Origin of the sequence: Microbacterium sp., from assembly GCF_041641055.1 — a bacterium.
Taxonomy (GTDB): Bacteria; Actinomycetota; Actinomycetes; order Actinomycetales; family Microbacteriaceae; genus Microbacterium.
Genome location: NZ_JBEPZB010000046.1, coordinates 1 through 16882 on the forward strand (window position 1 = coordinate 1; position 16882 = coordinate 16882).

Below are 16882 nucleotides of genomic sequence, written 5' to 3' on the forward strand. Positions count from 1 at the left end.
GGGGGGGGGGGGGCCCCCCCCCCGCCCCACCCCGCTCTCCCCTCGGAAAGGACGATCCCATGCACACCTCTTCCGCTCTCGACCGGTTCCTCCGCGGCATGGAGTACCCGGCCACCCGCGACGACCTGCTCAGGGAAGCGGCCCGCGACGGCCTCGGGTCCGACGATCGCGCCGTGCTCGCGCAGCTCCCCGACCAGAGCTTCAGCGCGGCCTGGCACATCCGCTATCACCTCACACGCCGCGCGCTGGCCGAGGAGTTCGCCCCCGCGGCATCCACAGCGCTGGCCGCAGCCTGACGTGGCGCGTCGGCGGAGCGGGCGGGAATGCTCTGCCCGCTCCCGCCGTTGCATTCGAGGATGACTTCCACCGCGCTCTCCGTCCTCGACCTCATCCCGGTGCGAACCGGCCAGACCAGTGCCGAGGCGATCGCCTCCTCGCTGGACCTCGCGGCCACCGCCGACCGGCTCGGCTACCGCCGGTACTGGTTCGCCGAGCACCACAACATGCCGGCCGTGGCATCCACCACTCCCCCGGTGCTGATCGCCGCCGCCGCGATGCGCACGTCGAAGATCAGGCTGGGTTCCGGGGGCGTCATGCTCCCCAACCACGCGCCGCTCATCGTCGCCGAGCAGTTCGCGGCCCTCGAGGCCATAGCTCCCGGGCGGATCGACCTCGGGCTCGGCCGCGCCCCCGGCAGCGACCCGGTCATCACCCAGCTGCTGCGCGGATCGGGCACCACGAGCGACGTCGAGCAGTTCCCCCGCAACGTGCAGGACATCGCCGCGCTCATCTCGGGTGAGGGCGCGACCGTGCGCTTCACCTCCGGCGGCGAGTACACCGTGCACGCGACCCCCTCCGCCACCGGGAGCCCCGAGGTCTGGCTGCTCGGATCCAGCGACTACTCGGCCCAGCTCGCGGCATCCCATGGCCTGCCGTACGTCTTCGCCAACCACTTCTCGGGCCAGGGGCTCGAGCGAGCGCTCGACCTCTACCGCACCGGCTACCAGCCGAGCGAGGAGCACCCCGAGCCGCGGACGTTCCTGACCGTCAACGTCGTCGCCTCGCCCACGCAGGAGGAGGCCGAAGCGCGCGCCCTCCCGCAGCTGCGGATGATGTCGCGCCTGCGCCTGAACAAGCCGCTGATCGCGCTCGAGACGGTCGAGGAGGCTCTGGCCGCCGAATCGGATGCCGCGACCGACCAGGTCGTCGAGGCCGCCCGGTCGCGATGGTTCGTCGGCACGGGCGAATCCGTCGCCGACGAGGTGCGGGCGTTCGCCGCGAAGTACGGCGTCGACGAGGTCATGCTGTCGCCGGTCGCCGGAGCATACGAAGCCGAACCACGGGACGCCGCCGCCGGCCGCGCTCAGACGCTCGAGCTCATCGCTGCCGCGCTGTAGCCGCGCGCGCTCGCGCTCGTTGATCGCTCTCAGGCGTGCGGCGGGCCGTGTGCCGCTGCCACCCGTGGTGCGATGCACTGCGGGGTCGATTCCGCATCCGAAAAGCCGTTTGGGGATGCACAAGTGACCCCGCCCACGCCCCCGGCTGCACTCAGCGCGAATTCGGTCCACACCCGCGACTTATCCACATATCCCGGGTTTCCGGCACCCGTCGCCCCGGTTCAACGCGTCCGATCAGCGATCGTGATCGGATGCGCCATCGGATACTTCTGCCTGACGATCTCGGTCGCCACTTCTCAGTGCGGCAGGCCGGAGCCGCGGGTATAGGCCGGGGTCGCGCCTCCGCGCGCGATCTCGACCGTCCCTTTCGCGGAGTGCGCTCGATCACGCCCGCGGAAACGCCGTTCGAGCGAGTCGCCGCCCTCGTGCCTCGCCTGCACGGCGGTCAGCTCATCGGCGGGGAGACGGCGATGCGCGTGTGGGGGTATCCGCACCCCGGCATCTGGAGCGTCGAGGCCCCGATCATCGTGGTCGTGGCCACGGGTTCGGCCCGTGCCCGCAACCGCGGCGTCACGGGACGACGCCTGGCCGAGGGACGAGCACACCCCTGGCGAATCGGCGGAATCCCGATCGTCGATCCGGTGGCGGCACTGTTCATGTGCGCGGCGACGCTGACAGACGATCAGATGGTCATCGCCCTCGACGCGCTCATCAGCACGTCCGACAACTATCCCGGGCTGCGGCCGGGACGCCCGACATACACCGCGACCGAAATCACTCAGCGCCTTGAAGCCTGGGGTCGCTTTCCCGGCTCGCGACGAGTCCGTGATGCGCTGCCCCGCGCCCGCGCAGGCGTGGAATCGCCGAAGGAGACCGAGACGAGGATGCTCCTCGTGGCTGGCGGTCTTCCCGAACCCGTCGTGCAGTACGAGATCCACCGCAACAGCATCCTCATCGCGCGGAGCGATATGGCATATCCCGCTTTCAAGATCGCGATCGAGTACGAGGGCGACGGACACCGCACGAGCCGTGATCAGTGGCGGCGCGACATCAGACGTCAACGCGAACTCGAGGACGAGGGATGGATCGTCATCCGCGTCACACAGCTCGATCTGAACGATGAACCACCGCTGATCGACCGTGTCCGTCGCGCGATGGCATCCCGCCGCTGACCCGCGCTCTCCCTATCCGCGTTCCCCCGCTCTCCGTCCCCTCCCCGTCCCCTCCTCGTCCCCTCCCCGCTCCCCGTCCTCCTGGTCCTCCCCGTCCTCCCCGTCTCCCCCTCCAGCCGGGGCCACTTCCGCAGGCCAGCACCCAGGCGGGGCCACTTCCGCATCCGAATCACCCCTTTACGGTGCAAAAGTGACCCCGCACAGGCCGCACCGGGTCTGCTCACGGATGCCCGGGGGGCCACCGCCCGACGACACATACGACCCTCCAGCCGGGGCCACTTCCGCAGGTCAGCACCCAGGCGGGGCCAGTTCCGCATCCGAATCACCCCTTTACGGTGCAAAAGTGACCCCGCACAGGCCGCACCGGGTCTGCTCACGGATGCCCGGGGGCCACCGCCCGACGACACATACGACCCTCCAGCCGGGGCCACTTCCGCAGGTCAGCACCCAGGCGGGGCCAGTTCCGCATCCGAATCACCCCTTTACGGTGCAAAAGTGACCCCGCACAGGCGCGCGATGCGGAACTGGCCCCGCAACCCCGGGGCGCACTCCCCGGGAACCCGCGCCGTGAGGGGCTGGTATTCCGGTGCTCCGGGGCGTAGCGTCACCAGCAACGGAAGGGGTTCGATGATGAGCACGACCAAGACCCTGGCCCTCTGGGTGGCATACGGCACGAACGGGGTCGTCGGCAGCATCCGCCACGATGACGAGGGCTACACCGTCGTCATGGCAGGATCGGACGCCGCGACGGGCACGTACCCGACCCTGGAATCAGCGAAGGGCGCGCTGCATTCGCACATGCTGCCGGGCAGCGGGTGGCCGATGTTCCGCGAGCACTGACCCGAGGGCACAGACATCCAGGCACCGACATCCGGGCACTGACTTCCGAGCACTTCCGAACGGGGAAACAAGGGGCAGAGGGGCGACGCGGTCGCGGGGACATCCCCGCGACCGTCGTACGCTGACTCCATGCGAATCGCCCCTCCTCTCGCGCCATCGGCCATGCTCACGGTCGAGGAGCAGCGGGCGAAGGTGCTCGCGGCCGTACGCCCGCTGGATGCCGAGCGGGTGCCGATCACGCAGGCGGCGGGCCGCACGCTCGCGCTCCCCGTGCACGCTCGCGTCGATGTCCCGCTGTTCGACAACTCCGCGATGGATGGCTATGCCGTTCTGTTCACCGATGTCGAGTCGGCCACGGCCGAGCATCCAGTCGCACTGCGAGTGATCGCCGACCTGCCGGCGGGTTCGGACGAGGACCCCGAGCTGTCTGCGGGGCTGGCCGCACGGATCATGACGGGTGCTCCCGCTCCCCGCACGGCCACTGCCGTCGTACCCTTCGAGCACACCCGTGACGGGCTGCAGGCGTGGGATGCTTCCGCCGTGGTGACCACGGCTCCACTCCGCGAGGGCGCGCACATCCGACGCCGCGGCGAGGAGCTGCCCGCCGGAGCCGTCGTCGCGCCGGCGGGCACCCTGCTCGGCGCGCTCCAGCTCACATCCATCGCGGCCACCGGCATAGACACCGTGCAGGCGCATCGTCGCCCTCGCGTCGCGGTCGTCTCGACAGGCAGCGAGCTCGCGGCGCCCGGCGCTGACCTCACCCGCGGACAGATCCCCGAATCGAACTCGGTGCTGCTCGCGGCGCTGTGCTCCGAGGCGGGCGCCGACGTCGTCTCGGTCGACACGGTGACAGACGAGGATGCCGCCTTCACAGCCCTCCTCGATCGCGCGCTCGACGACGACCGCGTCGATGTCGTGGTCACCTCCGGCGGCGTCAGCGCGGGCGCCCACGAGGTCGTCAAGAACGTGCTGCGCGATCGCATCGAGTTCGTGGCGGTCGCCATGCAGCCGGGCCGGCCGCAGGCCTTCGGATGCCTCGGCGACGCCCTCGTGTTCGGACTGCCGGGCAATCCGGCGAGCGTCGCCGCCTCGTTCGAGGCCTTCGTGCGGCCGGCCCTGCTCGCCCTCCAGGGTCGCGCAGCGACGCAGCGTCCGATGCTCCGGCTCGCGACCGCGGCAGCATGGCGCAGCCCTGCGGGACGACAGCAGTACGTCCCGGTCACTCTCGACCGATCCGATCCCGCCGCGTGGACGGTACGCCCGGCAGCCGCCGACAGGTCGTCGGGAGCGCACCTGGCGGCGGGACTCGCCAGAGCGGATGCCTACGCCGTCGTCCCCTCCGACGTATCGGCCGTCGCGGCGGGAGACCTGGTCGACGTGATGCTGCTCTCATGACCGAGACCCGCCGCACCGAGACACCCAGCGCAGCGACACCCAGCGCCGAGACACCCAGCGCAGCAACACCGGCTACCGGCCCGACCGGCCAGACCCTGCCGACCGGGCCGACCGGGCCGACCGCGCCGACCGCCGCGATCATCCTCGCGGGCGGGCGGGCCTCACGACTCGACGGGACTGCCAAGCCGTTGCTCGAGGTCGGGGGCCGCACCCTGCTCGACCGCGCCGTCGCCGCCGCACGTGGCTGCGACCCCATCGTCGTCGTGGGTCCGCCGGCGCCGACCCGCGTCCACGTCGTGTGGACCCGGGAGTCCCCGGAATTCGGCGGACCGGTCGCCGGCATCGCCGCAGGCCTCGCCCTCATCGACACCGCCGACGTCCTGCTGCTGGCCGCCGACCTTCCGGACGCCGAAGGCGCCGTGGCGCTGTTCCACCGGCATCCGCCCCTCGTCGTCGTCGTCGACGGCGACGACGCCGCCGACGGCGCTCACGGCGGGCACGACGACGACACCCCCGACGGCGTCTGCCTGATCGACGCGTCGGGACGGATGCAGTGGCTGGTCGGCCGATATCGCGCCGATTCCCTGCGGTCCGCCGCCGCAGCCCTCCCCGAGGGCGGACGCGACGCGTCGCTGCGATCTCTGCTGGCGCCCCTCCGCATCGGCGTGATTCCGGCCGGAGACCTGGCGACGGATGTCGACACGTGGGACGATCTCGCACGGGCCCGCGCCGCGGCACCGATGCCCCGGCGCGACGGCGCGCCCGATGAGGAGACGACATGAGCGACACCCCGAAGCACCTTCCTGTCGAAGCGCTCGACGAATGGACCGCGGCCGCGTGCGCAGCCCTCGAGATCGACCGGGAATCGGTCGACATCGCAGCGGTCCTCGACCTCGCGCGTGATGTCGCGCACGGGGTCGCCCGCCCGGCCGCCCCGCTCAGCGCCTACCTCGCCGGCGTCGCCGCAGGACGCGCGGGAGGCGGCCGGGAGGATGCCGCGGCGGCCATCGCCACCATCACCGCGCTGGCCGCGACGTGGCACGCGGGCGACGACGAGGGCTGACGTTCTCTCATCGCCGACCTACCCGATGTGATCGAGAAGTAATCGTGCGGTAATCGCACTCGTGCGGGCCTGCAACATCCGCCCCCTACGTTCGGAGCATTCACTCTCGAACGCCAGGAGCCGCGATGTCCCAGATCACCGGAAGCAGCAGCGTCGACACCCCCGCCGTGACCCTCACCCGCAGGGACGGCCGATGGATCGACGGGTGGAACCCCGAGGATCCGACGTTCTGGGCCGCCGAGGGCAAGGCCATCGCCCGCCGCAATCTCGGCTGGTCGATCTTCGCCGAGTTCCTCGGGTTCATCATCTGGCAGCTGTGGAGCATCGTCGTCGTCCTGCTCCCCGCCGCCGGGTTCACGCTGAGCACCACCGAATCGTTCTGGCTGATCTCGCTGCCGAGCCTCGTCGGCGCGACGCTGCGGTTCCCGTACACGTTCCTCGTCGCCCGCTTCGGCGGGCGCAACTGGACCATCGTCTCTGCGCTGCTGCTGCTGATCCCGGCGATCCTGCTCGGGATCGTCGTGCAGGATCCCGAGACGCCGTTCGGCGTGCTGCTCGCGGTCGCAGCCCTCGCGGGCTTCGGCGGCGGCAACTTCGCCAGCTCCATGGCGAACATCACCTACTTCTTCCCGCAGAAGGAGAAGGGATGGGCGCTCGGACTCAACGCCGCCGGCGGCAACCTCGGCACCTCCGTCGCCCAGCTCGCGGTGCCGATCGTCGTCTCGATCACCGCCGCATCGACGCTCAGCCTGTCGTTCGCTGGATGGATGTGGGTGCCGCTGATCCTCCTCGCCGTCTGGGGTGCGTGGCGCCACATGGACAACCTGTCGTCCGCCAAGGCCGACTTCGCCGGAGCCGCTGCGGCGCTCCGCGAGCCCCACCTGTGGGTGCTCTCGCTGCTCTACATCGGCACGTTCGGGTCGTTCATCGGCTTCTCGAGCGTCTTCCCCAAGCTCCTCGCCGACACCTTCCCCGAGTACTCGACGTTCCAGATCGGCAGCGCCTCGATCACCCTCGCCTTCCTCGGCGCACTGGTCGGCTCGCTCGCTCGCCCCTACGGCGGGAAGCTCGCCGACCGCTTCGGCGGAGCGCGGATGACGATCGCCGCGTTCTCGCTGATGATCGTCGGCGCCCTCTCCTTGCTCGTCACTCTCGAGGCGAACAGTTTCGCGCTCTTCCTCGGATGCTTCCTGCTGCTGTTCGTCGCGGCCGGAGTGGGCAACGGCGCGACCTACCGGATGATCCCCAACGTCTTCGCCGCCCGAGGCGCAGCCACCGCGGGCGACGCGCTCGCCGTCAGCACCCAGCGCAAGGGCGCGGCCGCTCTGGGGCTGATCTCGGCGATCGGCGCCTACGGCGGATTCGTGATCCCGCAGGTTCTCGCGGCGGCGAAGAGCGGCACAGGATCGTACGCTCCGGCATTCGGCGGATTCGTCGCCGCATACATCGTGCTGCTCCTCATCACGGTCTTCGTCTATCTGATGCCTCGGCCCTCGCTCGCCGGACACCGGATCTGAGCATGACCGAGCGCATCGTCGTCATCGGCGCGGGGCCCGTCGGCATCCGCTTCGCCGAAGAGCTCCTGCCGCTCGTGGCCGAGGAGCAGGCGACGGTCACCGTGCTCGGAGCGGAGACGGCGGATCCGTACAACCGGGTGCTGCTCGCCGAACTCGCCGTCGGTGAGGCCGCGACCGACGAACTCACTCTCGCCACCGCCGCGAGCCTCCCGGGTGTGGACCTGCGGCTGGGATCGCGAGCGGTGCGTATCGATCGCGAAGCCCGGCGGGTCGAGCTCGCCGACGGCTCGGCGGTCGGCTACGACCGGCTCGTGCTCGCGACCGGGGCGCGGTCGATCATCCCGAACCTCGACGGCCTCGACACGCTCAGGCCTGACGCGACCGGCCTCGACACCGCCCTCACCGCCGGGGTCTGCGTGCTGCGGGACCTGTCGGACGCCGAGCAGGTGCGCGCCGTCGTCGAACGGGGCGGCCGGGTGGTGGTGCTGGGCGCCGGAGTGCTCGGGATCGAGCTCGCGATGCTCCTCGCCGATGCCGGTGCCGTGCCCGCGGTCGCCCATTTCGGTCCGATGCCGATGCCCCGCCAGCTCGACCGCGGATCGGCGAGCATCCTCTCGAGCGCTCTCGCCACGGCCGGGGTCACGCTCGTGCCCCACACCCGCGCCGAGGGCGTGATCGGCGTCGAGGGCGACGACGGCATCCGCCGGTTCCGCGCGCTCGCAAGCTCAGACGGCAAGCGCATCGAAGGCGACCTGCTCGTCCTGTCGTGCGGCGTCAGGGCGCGCACCGAGCTCGCCGAAGCCGCAGGGCTGCGCGTGGGCAACGGCGTCCTGGTCGACAGTGCACTGCGGTCGTGGTCCGACGCGCGCATCCACGCGATCGGCGACTGCGCCCACATCGCCGACCCCGCCGAGCACCTGCACGACCGCCAGGTGCCCGGTGGACCGCCCGGCCTCGTCGGACCGGGGTGGCGGCAGGCCGGCTGGCTCGCCGCCGCGATCACCGCGGAGCTGACGGGCGCAGACGACGCCGGCGACTTCGCCGATGAGCACCCGGGAGTCGTGGTCCTCAAGGGCGAGCTGGTCGACATCGCCTCGGCCGGCGACGTCTCGGCGGATCCGTTCGCTCCCGTCCCCGCCGGGGAGGATGCTCCGGGCATCGCGGTCTGGGCCGACCCCGAGCACGGCACGTACGTCAAGATGGCGACCCGGGACGGCATCCTCACCGGATTCGTGGCGGTCGGGATGCCACGGGCCGCCGCCGAGCTGAGTGTGCTGTATCTGCGCGGCGGCGAGCTGCCGGCCGACCGCTCGCTGCTGCTGCGTCTCGATGACCCGGATGCCGATGCGATCGCCCCCGCCGGGCGCGACGCGACGCTCTGCATCTGCAACGCCGTCACCGTCGGACAGATCGACGACGCGATCGACGACGGCTGCTCGTCGGTGGCTGCGGTCGGCGAGTGCACCCGCGCCGGAACCGGATGCGGCGGATGCCGCGCCCGCATCACCGAGATGCTGCACACCCATGCGGGGGCCGTCGCATGACCGACACCCACTGCCCGTATTGCGCCCTGCAGTGCGCGATGACGCTGACCCCGACCGTGGGCGCACCGCTGCCGGTCACGGTCGCCGGACGCGACTTCCCGACCAACCGCGGCGGGTTGTGCAAGAAGGGGTGGACCTCGGCCGAGCTGCTCGCCGACTCCGGTCGCCTCACCACTCCCCTCGTCCGAGGCGACGACGGCGACCTGCATCCGGCGGAGTGGGACGCGACTCTCGATCTGATCGCCGCGCGGCTGCGGCGGATCGCCGCGGAGGATGGGCCCGATGCGGTCGGCGTCTTCGGCGGGGGTGGCCTCACGAACGAGAAGGCGTATCAGCTGGGCAAGTTCGCCCGCATCGCACTGCGCACGTCGCGCATCGACTACAACGGCCGCTTCTGCATGTCCTCCGCTGCGGCCGCCGCCAACCGCGCCTTCGGGATCGACCGCGGCCTGCCGTTCCCGCTCACCGATCTGGACACCGCCGAGACGATCCTCCTGCTCGGGTCGAACGTCGGCGACACCATGCCGCCGTTCGTGTCGCACCTGCAGGGAGCCAGGGCCCGCGGCGGTCTCATCGTCGTCGACCCTCGCCGCAGCTCGACGGCGCGGCTGTGCGCCGACGGCGCCGGCATCCACGTGCAGCCGGTGCCGGGCACCGATCTCGCGCTGCTGCTCGCGCTGACCCACGTCGTGATCGCCGAGGAGCTCTACGACGACGGCTACGTGCGCCAGCGCACCTCGGGCATCGCGTCCCTCCGCCAATCGGTGTCGGCGTGGTGGCCGGAGCGGGTTGAGACCGTCACGGGGGTTCCGGCGCGCAGCATCCGCGACCTGGCCCGCGCTCTCGCCCGCTCGGGGTCGACGTACATCCTCACCGGACGCGGGGTCGAGCAGCACGTCGACGGCACCGACACCGCGACCGCAGCGATCAACCTGGCCCTGCTGCTGGGGCTGCCAGGCACTCCCGGCTGCGGCTACGGGACCCTCACCGGTCAGGGCAACGGCCAGGGCGGACGCGAGCACGGTCAGAAGGCCGACCAGCTGCCGGGGTACCGGTCGATCTCCGATCCGGCGGCACGGGCATTCGTGGCGGCCGTCTGGGGCGTCGACCCCGCCGACCTTCCCGGCCCCGGAGTCCCGGCGGTCGAGCTGCTGCAGAGCGCAGGACTCCCGGGCGGCGTCCGGGCGCTGCTCGTGCACGGGTCGAACGTGCTCGTGTCGGCGCCGAACGTCTCGACCGTCCGCGAGGCTCTCGGCCGACTCGACCTGCTCGTCGTGTCGGACTTCTTCCTCTCGGAGACCGCGAAGGCCGCGGACATCGTGCTCCCCGTGCTGCAGTGGGCCGAGGAGGAGGGCACCATGACCAACCTCGAGGGCCGCGTGCTGCGTCGACGGCGAGCGGTCGAGGCGCCCGCCGGAGCCCGCAGCGAGCTGTGGATCATGGCCGAGCTCGCCCGTCGCCTCGACGCTCCCGGAACGTGGAGCCTCGATCCGTCAGAGGTGTTCGACGAGCTCGCGCGCGCATCCGCCGGAGGGCGCGCCGACTACTCCGGTCTCAGTCACGCGCTGCTCGACCTCGGTGTTGAGGCGCACTGGCCGTTCCCTGCCGGAAGTCTCGGGACGCCACGCCTGTTCGCCGACCGGTTCGCTCACGATGACGGACGAGCGCGGATGGTGGCGGTGCGAGTGCGCACGACTCCGACCGCCGACGCCGACCGGCTCACCCTGATCACGGGACGCCTGCTCGAGCAGTACCAGAGCGGGGCGCAGACCCGCCGCATCGCCGAGCTCACCGAGAGGCGGCCCGCGCTCGTCGCGCAGCTGCATCCCGCCACCGCCCGTCGGCACGGGGTCGGCGACGGCGACGGCATCCGCCTCTGGAACTCCCGTGGCGCCGTGCAGGCACGCGCCGAGCTGACGCACGACATCCGTCCGGACACGGTGTTCCTGCCGTTCCACTATGCGGATGCCGAGAGCGCCAATCTGCTGACCGACGACCGGGTCGATCCGCACTCCGCGATGCCCGAGTTCAAGCGGGCGCTGGTGCAGGTCAGCGGGGTCTGATCCGGCGGCGGCTGTCAGTCTTCGGGTTCGCCGCTGAGGATGCCGCGCAGCCAGTCGCGCGCCTCGACGAACACGTCGTCGGAGTAGCGCTCGGGGTACTGCACGATCTGCCGGTCGGCTCGGGGGTACGAGCCGAGGAAGACCACGCGGGGGCTGAACCGTCGGATGCCGAGCAGCGCATCGGCCATGCGCTCGTGCTCGATATGCCCGTCGGCGTCGATCACGAAACGGTAGCGGCCGAGCTCGTCGCCGATCGGACGCGACTGGATCAGCGAGAGATTGATGCCGCGGGTCGAGAACTGCTCGAGCATCTCGAGCAGCGATCCGGGGTGGTCGTTCGGCAGCTCGACGATCAGCGAGGTCTTGTCGGCGCCGGTGGGAGCGGGGGCCGTGGTGGTGCGGGTGACGAGCACGAAGCGCGTGACGGCCTGCGCGTTGTCGCCGATGTCCTCCGCCAGCACGTCGACGTCGAGGTGCTTGACCACCCCGGGAGCGGCGATGGCCGCCTGCGCGGGAAGACCGCCGTCGAGCATGCCGACCGCCGAGGCGACGTTGCTCGCCGCCGGGATGTGCGAGTGCGTCGGCAGATGCTCACCGAGCCAGCCGTGGCACTGCGCATAGGCGACGGGATGCGCGGCGATGACCTGCACGTCACCCAGCGTCGTCCCCGGAGGCGCCACGAGCACGAAGTTCACCGGCACGAGGTACTCGCCGATGATCCGCAGCCCAGGCAGCGTCGCCAGAGCATCCTGAGTCGTCGAGACCCCGCCCTCGATCGAGTTCTCGATCGCGATCATGGCGGCGTCGCTGCGACCCTCCAGCACGTCGGCGAGCGCCTCGCCGACGTTGTGCACCGCGCGCCAGTCCTGACCGCGCGCCTCGGCGACCTGCTCGAGAGCCGCTTCGGTGAACGTGCCGGCGGGGCCGAGATAGCTGTAGGTGCGGCGTTCAGTCACGCGTTTCACCTTAGGGCACCGGCGCGGGCGCAGAAGATGCGCGGATGCCGAGATGGGGGCAGACTGTCTGCATGACGAGCCGCGCCGGCCTCCCTGCCGAGGAATCAGACCTGATCGATGTCGACGAGCTGATCGCCGCGTACTACGACCGCGTTCCCGACCCCGGCGTCGCCGCGGAGCGGGTTGCGTTCGGCACGAGCGGCCACCGAGGGTCGTCGCTGACGAAGAGCTTCAACGAGAACCACATCCTGGCGACCACCCAGGCGATCGTCGACTACCGCGCAGGGCAGGGCATCACCGGTCCGCTCTTCCTGGGTCGGGACACGCATGCGCTCTCGCTGCCCGCCGAGCGCAGCGCCATCGAGGTGCTGGTCGCCAACGGAGTCGACGTGCGCGTCGACTCGCGCGACGCCTGGGTGCCGACGCCCGCACTCAGCCACGCGATCCTCACCTTCAACCGCGACCTCGCACCGGATGCTGCCGGCCGCGCCGACGGCATCGTCGTCACCCCGTCGCACAACCCGCCGCGCGACGGCGGCTTCAAGTACAACCCTCCGCACGGCGGACCTGCCGACACCGACGCGACCGGATGGATCGCGGACCGCGCGAACGAGCTGATCGCCGGCGGCCTGGTCGACGTCAAGCGCGAGCGGTTCGCCGACATCGACTGGGATGCCCTGCCCGGCTACGACTTCCGCGACGCATACGTGCGGGATCTCGCGACGATCATCGACCTCGACGCGATCCGCAAGGCGGGTGTGCGCATCGGCGCCGACCCGCTCGGCGGGGCCTCGGTGGAGTACTGGGCGCTGATCAAGGAGGTGCACGACCTCGACCTCACCGTGGTGAACCCCGAGGTCGACCCCACCTGGCGCTTCATGACCCTGGATTGGGACGAGAAGATCCGCATGGATCCGTCGTCTCCCTCGGCGATGGCCTCGCTCGTCGCCAAGAAGGGCGACTTCGACGTCCTCACCGGCAACGATGCGGATGCCGACCGCCACGGCATCGTCACCCCCGACGCCGGGCTCATGAACCCGAACCACTATCTCGCCGTCGCGATCGACTACCTGTTCTCGCACCGCGCCGAGTGGCCGCGCGATGCCGCGATCGGCAAGACGCTGGTCTCGTCGATGATCATCGACCGCGTCGCCGAGTCGCTCGGGCGTCGCCTGCTCGAGGTGCCCGTCGGCTTCAAGTGGTTCGTGCCGGGGCTGCTCGACGGCTCCGTGGCCTTCGGTGGCGAGGAGTCGGCCGGAGCATCCTTCCTCCGCAAGGACGGATCGGTGTGGTCGACGGACAAGGACGGCATCCTGCTGTGCCTGCTGGCCGCCGAGATCATCGCGGTGACGGGCAAGACGCCGTCGGAGCGGTATGCCGAGCTGGAGGCCGCTTTCGGCTCCTCCGCCTACCAGCGTGTGGACGCGCCGGCGACGCCCGCGCAGAAGGCCACGCTGGGTAAGCTCGCGCCGGATGCCGTGTCGGCGACGACGCTCGCCGGTGAGGAGATCACCGCCAAGCTCTCGCACGCGCCGGGGAACGGTGCGGCGATCGGCGGCCTCAAGGTGCAGACCGAGCATGCCTGGTTCGCCGCCCGCCCCTCCGGCACCGAAGACGTCTACAAGCTGTACGCCGAGAGCCTGCGCGGACCCGAGCACCTCGCCGAGGTGCAGGCCGAAGCGCGCGCCGTCGTGTCGGCCGCCCTCGGCGACTGACCGCCACTCGCGTCCGCGTTCCGCCTCGCACGTCACCCGTGCGGGGCCAACGTCCCAGCGGGCGGGGTCAATAGCGCATCCGAATCGGCCCGTTCCGATGCGAAAGTGACCCCGCAGCGCCACCGCGATGCGAAAGTGACCCCGCCCGGGGTCATACCCCGCCGGGGCGCCCTCCCACTTACCCGCCCGACCGCCTCCTGTGTCCGTGCCGTGTTCAATGACGCAAGCGGGGTCAATAGCGCATCCGAATCGGCCCGTTCCGATGCGAAAGTGACCCCGCAGCGCCACCACGATGCCAAAGTGACCCCGCAGCGCGACCACGATGCGAAAGTGACCCCGCCCGGGGCACACCCCGCCCGGTGCCCTACCGCCCTACCTCTTCCTGTGTCCGTACCGTGTTCAACAACGCGAGCGGGGTCACTAGCGCATCCGAATCGGCCCGTTCCGATGCGAAAGTGACCCCGCAGCGCGACTCCGATGCGAAAGTGACCCCGCCCGGGGGGCACACCCCGCCGGGGCGCCCTCCCCCTACCCGCACGACCGCCCGACCGCCTCCTGTGTCCGTGCCGTGTTCAACAACGCAAGCGGGGTCACTAGCGCATCGGAATCGGCCCGTTGCGATGCGAAAGTGACCCCGCCCGGCGACTCCGATGCGAAAGTGACCCCGCCCGGCGAGCAGCCAGCACGCGACGGCACCTATCGAACGCGGCGGCGCGTCAGACCGATCGCGCGAGCAGCGCTCCGGCCTCGCGCAGCCAGCGCGCGGGGTCTTCCAGCGCAGCATCCGACGATCCGGCGATCTCGGTCAGAGACGCGGATGCCGCGAACAGCGCCGTGTCGGAATCGGCCGTGATGCGTCCGGCCGCGAGCAGCGCGGTCACGCCCGATGCAGCGGCGAGGCCGGCGATGTACGAGGGCACCTTGCCGTCGCCGGACTGACCGTCGTACGACCCTTCGCCCGTGATGACGACGTCGGCATCGGCGACGGCATCCGCGAGTCCGATCAGGGCGGCGACCTCGGCGGCGCCGGGCGCGAGCGTCGCCCCCCAGACGACCAGCGCGCCGCCCGTGCCCCCGGCCGCTCCCGCACCCGGCAGATCGGGGTCGAGGCCGAGCAGGTCTGCGAGGCGGAGGAGCGCAGCATCCACCGGTCCGATCTCGTGGGAGGCGAGCCCCTTCTGCGGGCCGAACACGGCCGCGGCACCGCGCGGTCCGGCGAGTGGATTCGTGACATCCGTGAGCACGCGCACCTGGGGCGCCCTTCGGAGAAGACTCAGGTCGACGGAGGCGATGTCCACGACCCCGCGCGCTCCCCGGGCGACGGGCACACCGGCGGCATCAAGAAACCGCGCCCCGAGGGCAGCCAGCATCCCGGTGCCGCCGTCGGTCGACGCGCTCGATCCGATGCCGAGCACCAGGCGGGAGACGCCGTGGTCGAGGGCCGCGACGATCGCCTGACCGAACCCGGTGGTGTCGGCATCCCACGGACGCAGCGCGTCGAGCAGCTCGATGCCCGAGGTCGAGGCGAGGTCGATGACCGCTGTGCCACCCGGCATCGAGGCGGTCGGGGGCAGCAGCAGCCAGTCCGTGGAGACGGGTACGCCCGCCGGCCCGTCGACGACAACCGGCACCCGCTCGGCTCCCGGCACGGCCGCGGCGAACGCGGCGACGGTGCCTTCGCCGCCGTCCGCCATCGGCCGGTGCACGAACTCCGCGGACGGATCGACCGACGCCCAGCCCTCCGCGAGCGCTGCCGCCGCATCCGCTGCCGTGATCGTGCCCTTGAAGCTGTCGGGCGCCAGCACCACCCTCGTCATCAGACGATGCCGGGGGTGCTCGCTCGCACGATGACCTCGAGCGGCAGCGCCGCCTGCTGCCAGTCGGAGTCGACTGTCGCCCGGAAGGCCTGGTAGCCGACCTCGCTCAGCGGCACGCGCACGGTCGTGAGCGCCGGGGTCACGTCGCTGCTCGAGGGCACGTCGTCGAAGCCGCAGACTGCGATGTCGGCACCGACCTCGCGTCCCGCTTCGCGGATCGCAGCCATGGCCCCGATCGCGACCACGTCGCTCATCGCGAAGACGAGCGTGCCGGGCTCGACGCCCTCGGCGAGCGCCGCAGACATCGTCTGCGCACCGGATTCCCGGCGGAAGTCGCCGCGGAGCACCCGATCGATCGAGCCGCCCTCCGCCTGGAAGCCCGCGCGGAACCCGGCGAGTCGTTCGTCGGAGGTCAGCACCCCTTCGGCCGCGGCGATCGCGATGGCGGAACGGTAGCCGAGCGCCGCCATCCGGCGTCCGAGCGCCTCGGCACCGGCGCGGTTGTCGATCTCGACGTGACGGTTCTCGGCGCTGCCGGCGCCGAATGTCACGACTCGTCCTCCGAAACGGGCGTACTCCGCGAGTTCGCGCGCGGTGTCGGAGTCGGTCGGCTCAGCGGTGCGGGATGCCGCCAGGATGAGCCCCTGCGGTCGCTGACCGCGCAGCGCCCTGACGATGCGCGCCTCGCGTGCGGGGTCGCGCTCGGTGATGGCGATGGTGACGACGAGTCCCTGCTCATCGGCTCCGCGCGCGACACCGGCCGCGATGAGTCCGAAATACGGGTCGGCGATGTCGGCGACGAGCAGCGCGATCACGGGCGACGACCCTCGCGCCGTCGCCTGCGCCGAGACGTTGGCGGTGTAGCCGAGTTCGGCGGCGGCCTGTTCGACCCGCTCACGGAAGGACTCCGCGACCTTGCGCTCGGAACCGTTGAGAACGCGGGATGCCGTCGCGAGCGACACCCCCGCCTCCCGCGCGACGTCGTGCAGCGTCGGAGCCGCCCCTCGGGAATGACGCGGCTGACGCACCCGGGAAGGGCTTTCCTGACTCATGCCCTGAGCATACTGCGCGGCGGCGGTCGGAACCGGTAGTGCGGGGTGCGCCCGGTGCGGCATCGACCTCATCCTCTTCCTCCCGTCGATCCCCGACCCGTCCTGCCCTCTCCCCGAACTGCTGCCATCGGCCGGACCTCTGCCCAGGATCAGCGCAGGTGCGGCGAGATCGCGGCCCCGAACGTCTCGGCCGTGCGACGCACGACGTTCTCCGGAGCGTCCGTCCAGATGTCGGCGTTGAAGATCTCGACCTCGATGTCACGGTCGTATCCGGTGTCGATCACGGCTCGCGTGAGCGAGCCGAAGTCGATCACGCCGTCACCCGTGTAGTGCCGCGACAGCAGCACATCG

Annotated in this window: 14 protein-coding genes and 1 pseudogene; 11 read left to right on the forward strand and 4 right to left on the reverse strand. The window is 71.2% G+C overall.

Translation table 11 applies throughout. The annotated features are described in order from the left end of the window. Positions 1-59: 59 nt before the first annotated feature. The 10 genes from ACESK8_RS17095 to ACESK8_RS17140 all read left to right on the forward strand — a co-directional run bounded on the left by ACESK8_RS17095 (position 60) and on the right by ACESK8_RS17140 (position 10991). Entirely contained in the window at positions 60-296 is a 237-nt protein-coding gene (locus ACESK8_RS17095; RefSeq protein WP_372969707.1) for a DUF2795 domain-containing protein, read from the forward strand. 60 nt (positions 297-356) lie between these two features. Further along, the gene (locus ACESK8_RS17100; protein ID WP_372969708.1) at positions 357-1397 is read left to right on the forward strand and encodes an LLM class flavin-dependent oxidoreductase; all 1041 of its coding nucleotides are present in this window, start codon (positions 357-359) and stop codon (positions 1395-1397) included. A gap of 374 nt (positions 1398-1771) precedes the next feature. Next, on the forward strand, positions 1772-2569 hold the full coding sequence (locus tag ACESK8_RS17105; protein ID WP_372969709.1) for an endonuclease domain-containing protein: 798 nt from the start codon (positions 1772-1774) through the stop codon (positions 2567-2569). A gap of 630 nt (positions 2570-3199) precedes the next feature. After that, positions 3200-3409 (forward strand): hypothetical protein, encoded by a 210-nt coding sequence (locus ACESK8_RS17110; protein ID WP_053099248.1) that lies wholly within the window; start codon positions 3200-3202, stop codon positions 3407-3409. Positions 3410-3538: 129 nt separating this feature from the next. Beyond that, on the forward strand, positions 3539-4804 hold the full coding sequence (glp, locus tag ACESK8_RS17115; RefSeq protein ID WP_372969710.1) for a gephyrin-like molybdotransferase Glp: 1266 nt from the start codon (positions 3539-3541) through the stop codon (positions 4802-4804). Further along, on the forward strand, positions 4801-5586 hold the full coding sequence (locus ACESK8_RS17120; protein ID WP_372969711.1) for a molybdenum cofactor guanylyltransferase: 786 nt from the start codon (positions 4801-4803) through the stop codon (positions 5584-5586). Before glp ends, ACESK8_RS17120 begins: the two co-directional genes overlap by 4 nt. Next, a complete protein-coding gene (locus tag ACESK8_RS17125) occupies positions 5583-5867 on the forward strand; it encodes a DUF6457 domain-containing protein (RefSeq protein ID WP_372969712.1) in 285 nt (94 codons plus the stop codon). The genes ACESK8_RS17120 and ACESK8_RS17125 overlap by 4 nt, the downstream gene beginning before the upstream one ends. A gap of 125 nt (positions 5868-5992) precedes the next feature. Further along, positions 5993-7384, forward strand: a complete 1392-nt coding sequence (locus tag ACESK8_RS17130; protein WP_372969713.1) for an MFS transporter — start codon at positions 5993-5995, stop codon at positions 7382-7384. Between the two features lie 2 nt (positions 7385-7386). Beyond that, entirely contained in the window at positions 7387-8928 is a 1542-nt protein-coding gene (locus ACESK8_RS17135) for an FAD-dependent oxidoreductase (RefSeq protein WP_372969714.1), read from the forward strand. Then, positions 8925-10991 (forward strand): molybdopterin oxidoreductase family protein, encoded by a 2067-nt coding sequence (locus ACESK8_RS17140; RefSeq protein WP_372969715.1) that lies wholly within the window; start codon positions 8925-8927, stop codon positions 10989-10991. The genes ACESK8_RS17135 and ACESK8_RS17140 overlap by 4 nt, the downstream gene beginning before the upstream one ends. A gap of 14 nt (positions 10992-11005) precedes the next feature. On the opposite strand, the gene pheA is transcribed toward ACESK8_RS17140, so the two are convergent. After that, entirely contained in the window at positions 11006-11956 is a 951-nt protein-coding gene (gene pheA, locus ACESK8_RS17145; RefSeq protein ID WP_372969716.1) for a prephenate dehydratase, read from the reverse strand. Between the two features lie 62 nt (positions 11957-12018). Here pheA and pgm point away from each other — a divergent pair, with 62 nt between their 5' ends. Beyond that, positions 12019-13662: a phosphoglucomutase (alpha-D-glucose-1,6-bisphosphate-dependent) gene (gene pgm / locus ACESK8_RS17150; protein ID WP_372969717.1), complete on the forward strand. Its 1644-nt coding sequence runs from the start codon at positions 12019-12021 to the stop codon at positions 13660-13662. Positions 13663-14378: 716 nt separating this feature from the next. Here the strand turns inward: pgm and ACESK8_RS17155 are convergent. The 3 genes and pseudogenes from ACESK8_RS17155 to ACESK8_RS17165 form a co-directional block, all read right to left on the reverse strand. After that, a complete protein-coding gene (locus tag ACESK8_RS17155) occupies positions 14379-15479 on the reverse strand; it encodes a glycerate kinase (RefSeq protein WP_372969718.1) in 1101 nt (366 codons plus the stop codon). Then, on the reverse strand, positions 15479-16531 hold the full coding sequence (locus tag ACESK8_RS17160; RefSeq protein WP_372969719.1) for a LacI family DNA-binding transcriptional regulator: 1053 nt from the start codon (positions 16529-16531) through the stop codon (positions 15479-15481). Before ACESK8_RS17160 ends, ACESK8_RS17155 begins: the two co-directional genes overlap by 1 nt. Positions 16532-16680: 149 nt before the next feature. Continuing rightward, positions 16681-16882, reverse strand: a pseudogene (locus tag ACESK8_RS17165) (hypothetical protein); the annotation flags it as partial.

What these genes read in the sequence shown, in the direction of transcription:
- ACESK8_RS17155 (WP_372969718.1), bottom strand. Translation starts at nt 15,479, where the DNA reads ATGACGAGGGTGGTGCTGGCGCCCGACAGCTTCAAGGGCACGATCACG.
- ACESK8_RS17160 (WP_372969719.1), bottom strand. Translation starts at nt 16,531, where the DNA reads ATGAGTCAGGAAAGCCCTTCCCGGGTGCGTCAGCCGCGTCATTCCCGA.
- pgm (WP_372969717.1), top strand. Translation starts at nt 12,019, where the DNA reads ATGACGAGCCGCGCCGGCCTCCCTGCCGAGGAATCAGACCTGATCGAT.
- ACESK8_RS17135 (WP_372969714.1), top strand. Translation starts at nt 7,387, where the DNA reads ATGACCGAGCGCATCGTCGTCATCGGCGCGGGGCCCGTCGGCATCCGC.
- ACESK8_RS17140 (WP_372969715.1), top strand. Translation starts at nt 8,925, where the DNA reads ATGACCGACACCCACTGCCCGTATTGCGCCCTGCAGTGCGCGATGACG.
- glp (WP_372969710.1), top strand. Translation starts at nt 3,539, where the DNA reads ATGCGAATCGCCCCTCCTCTCGCGCCATCGGCCATGCTCACGGTCGAG.
- ACESK8_RS17120 (WP_372969711.1), top strand. Translation starts at nt 4,801, where the DNA reads ATGACCGAGACCCGCCGCACCGAGACACCCAGCGCAGCGACACCCAGC.
- ACESK8_RS17100 (WP_372969708.1), top strand. Translation starts at nt 357, where the DNA reads ATGACTTCCACCGCGCTCTCCGTCCTCGACCTCATCCCGGTGCGAACC.
- ACESK8_RS17130 (WP_372969713.1), top strand. Translation starts at nt 5,993, where the DNA reads ATGTCCCAGATCACCGGAAGCAGCAGCGTCGACACCCCCGCCGTGACC.
- ACESK8_RS17110 (WP_053099248.1), top strand. Translation starts at nt 3,200, where the DNA reads ATGAGCACGACCAAGACCCTGGCCCTCTGGGTGGCATACGGCACGAAC.
- ACESK8_RS17095 (WP_372969707.1), top strand. Translation starts at nt 60, where the DNA reads ATGCACACCTCTTCCGCTCTCGACCGGTTCCTCCGCGGCATGGAGTAC.
- ACESK8_RS17125 (WP_372969712.1), top strand. Translation starts at nt 5,583, where the DNA reads ATGAGCGACACCCCGAAGCACCTTCCTGTCGAAGCGCTCGACGAATGG.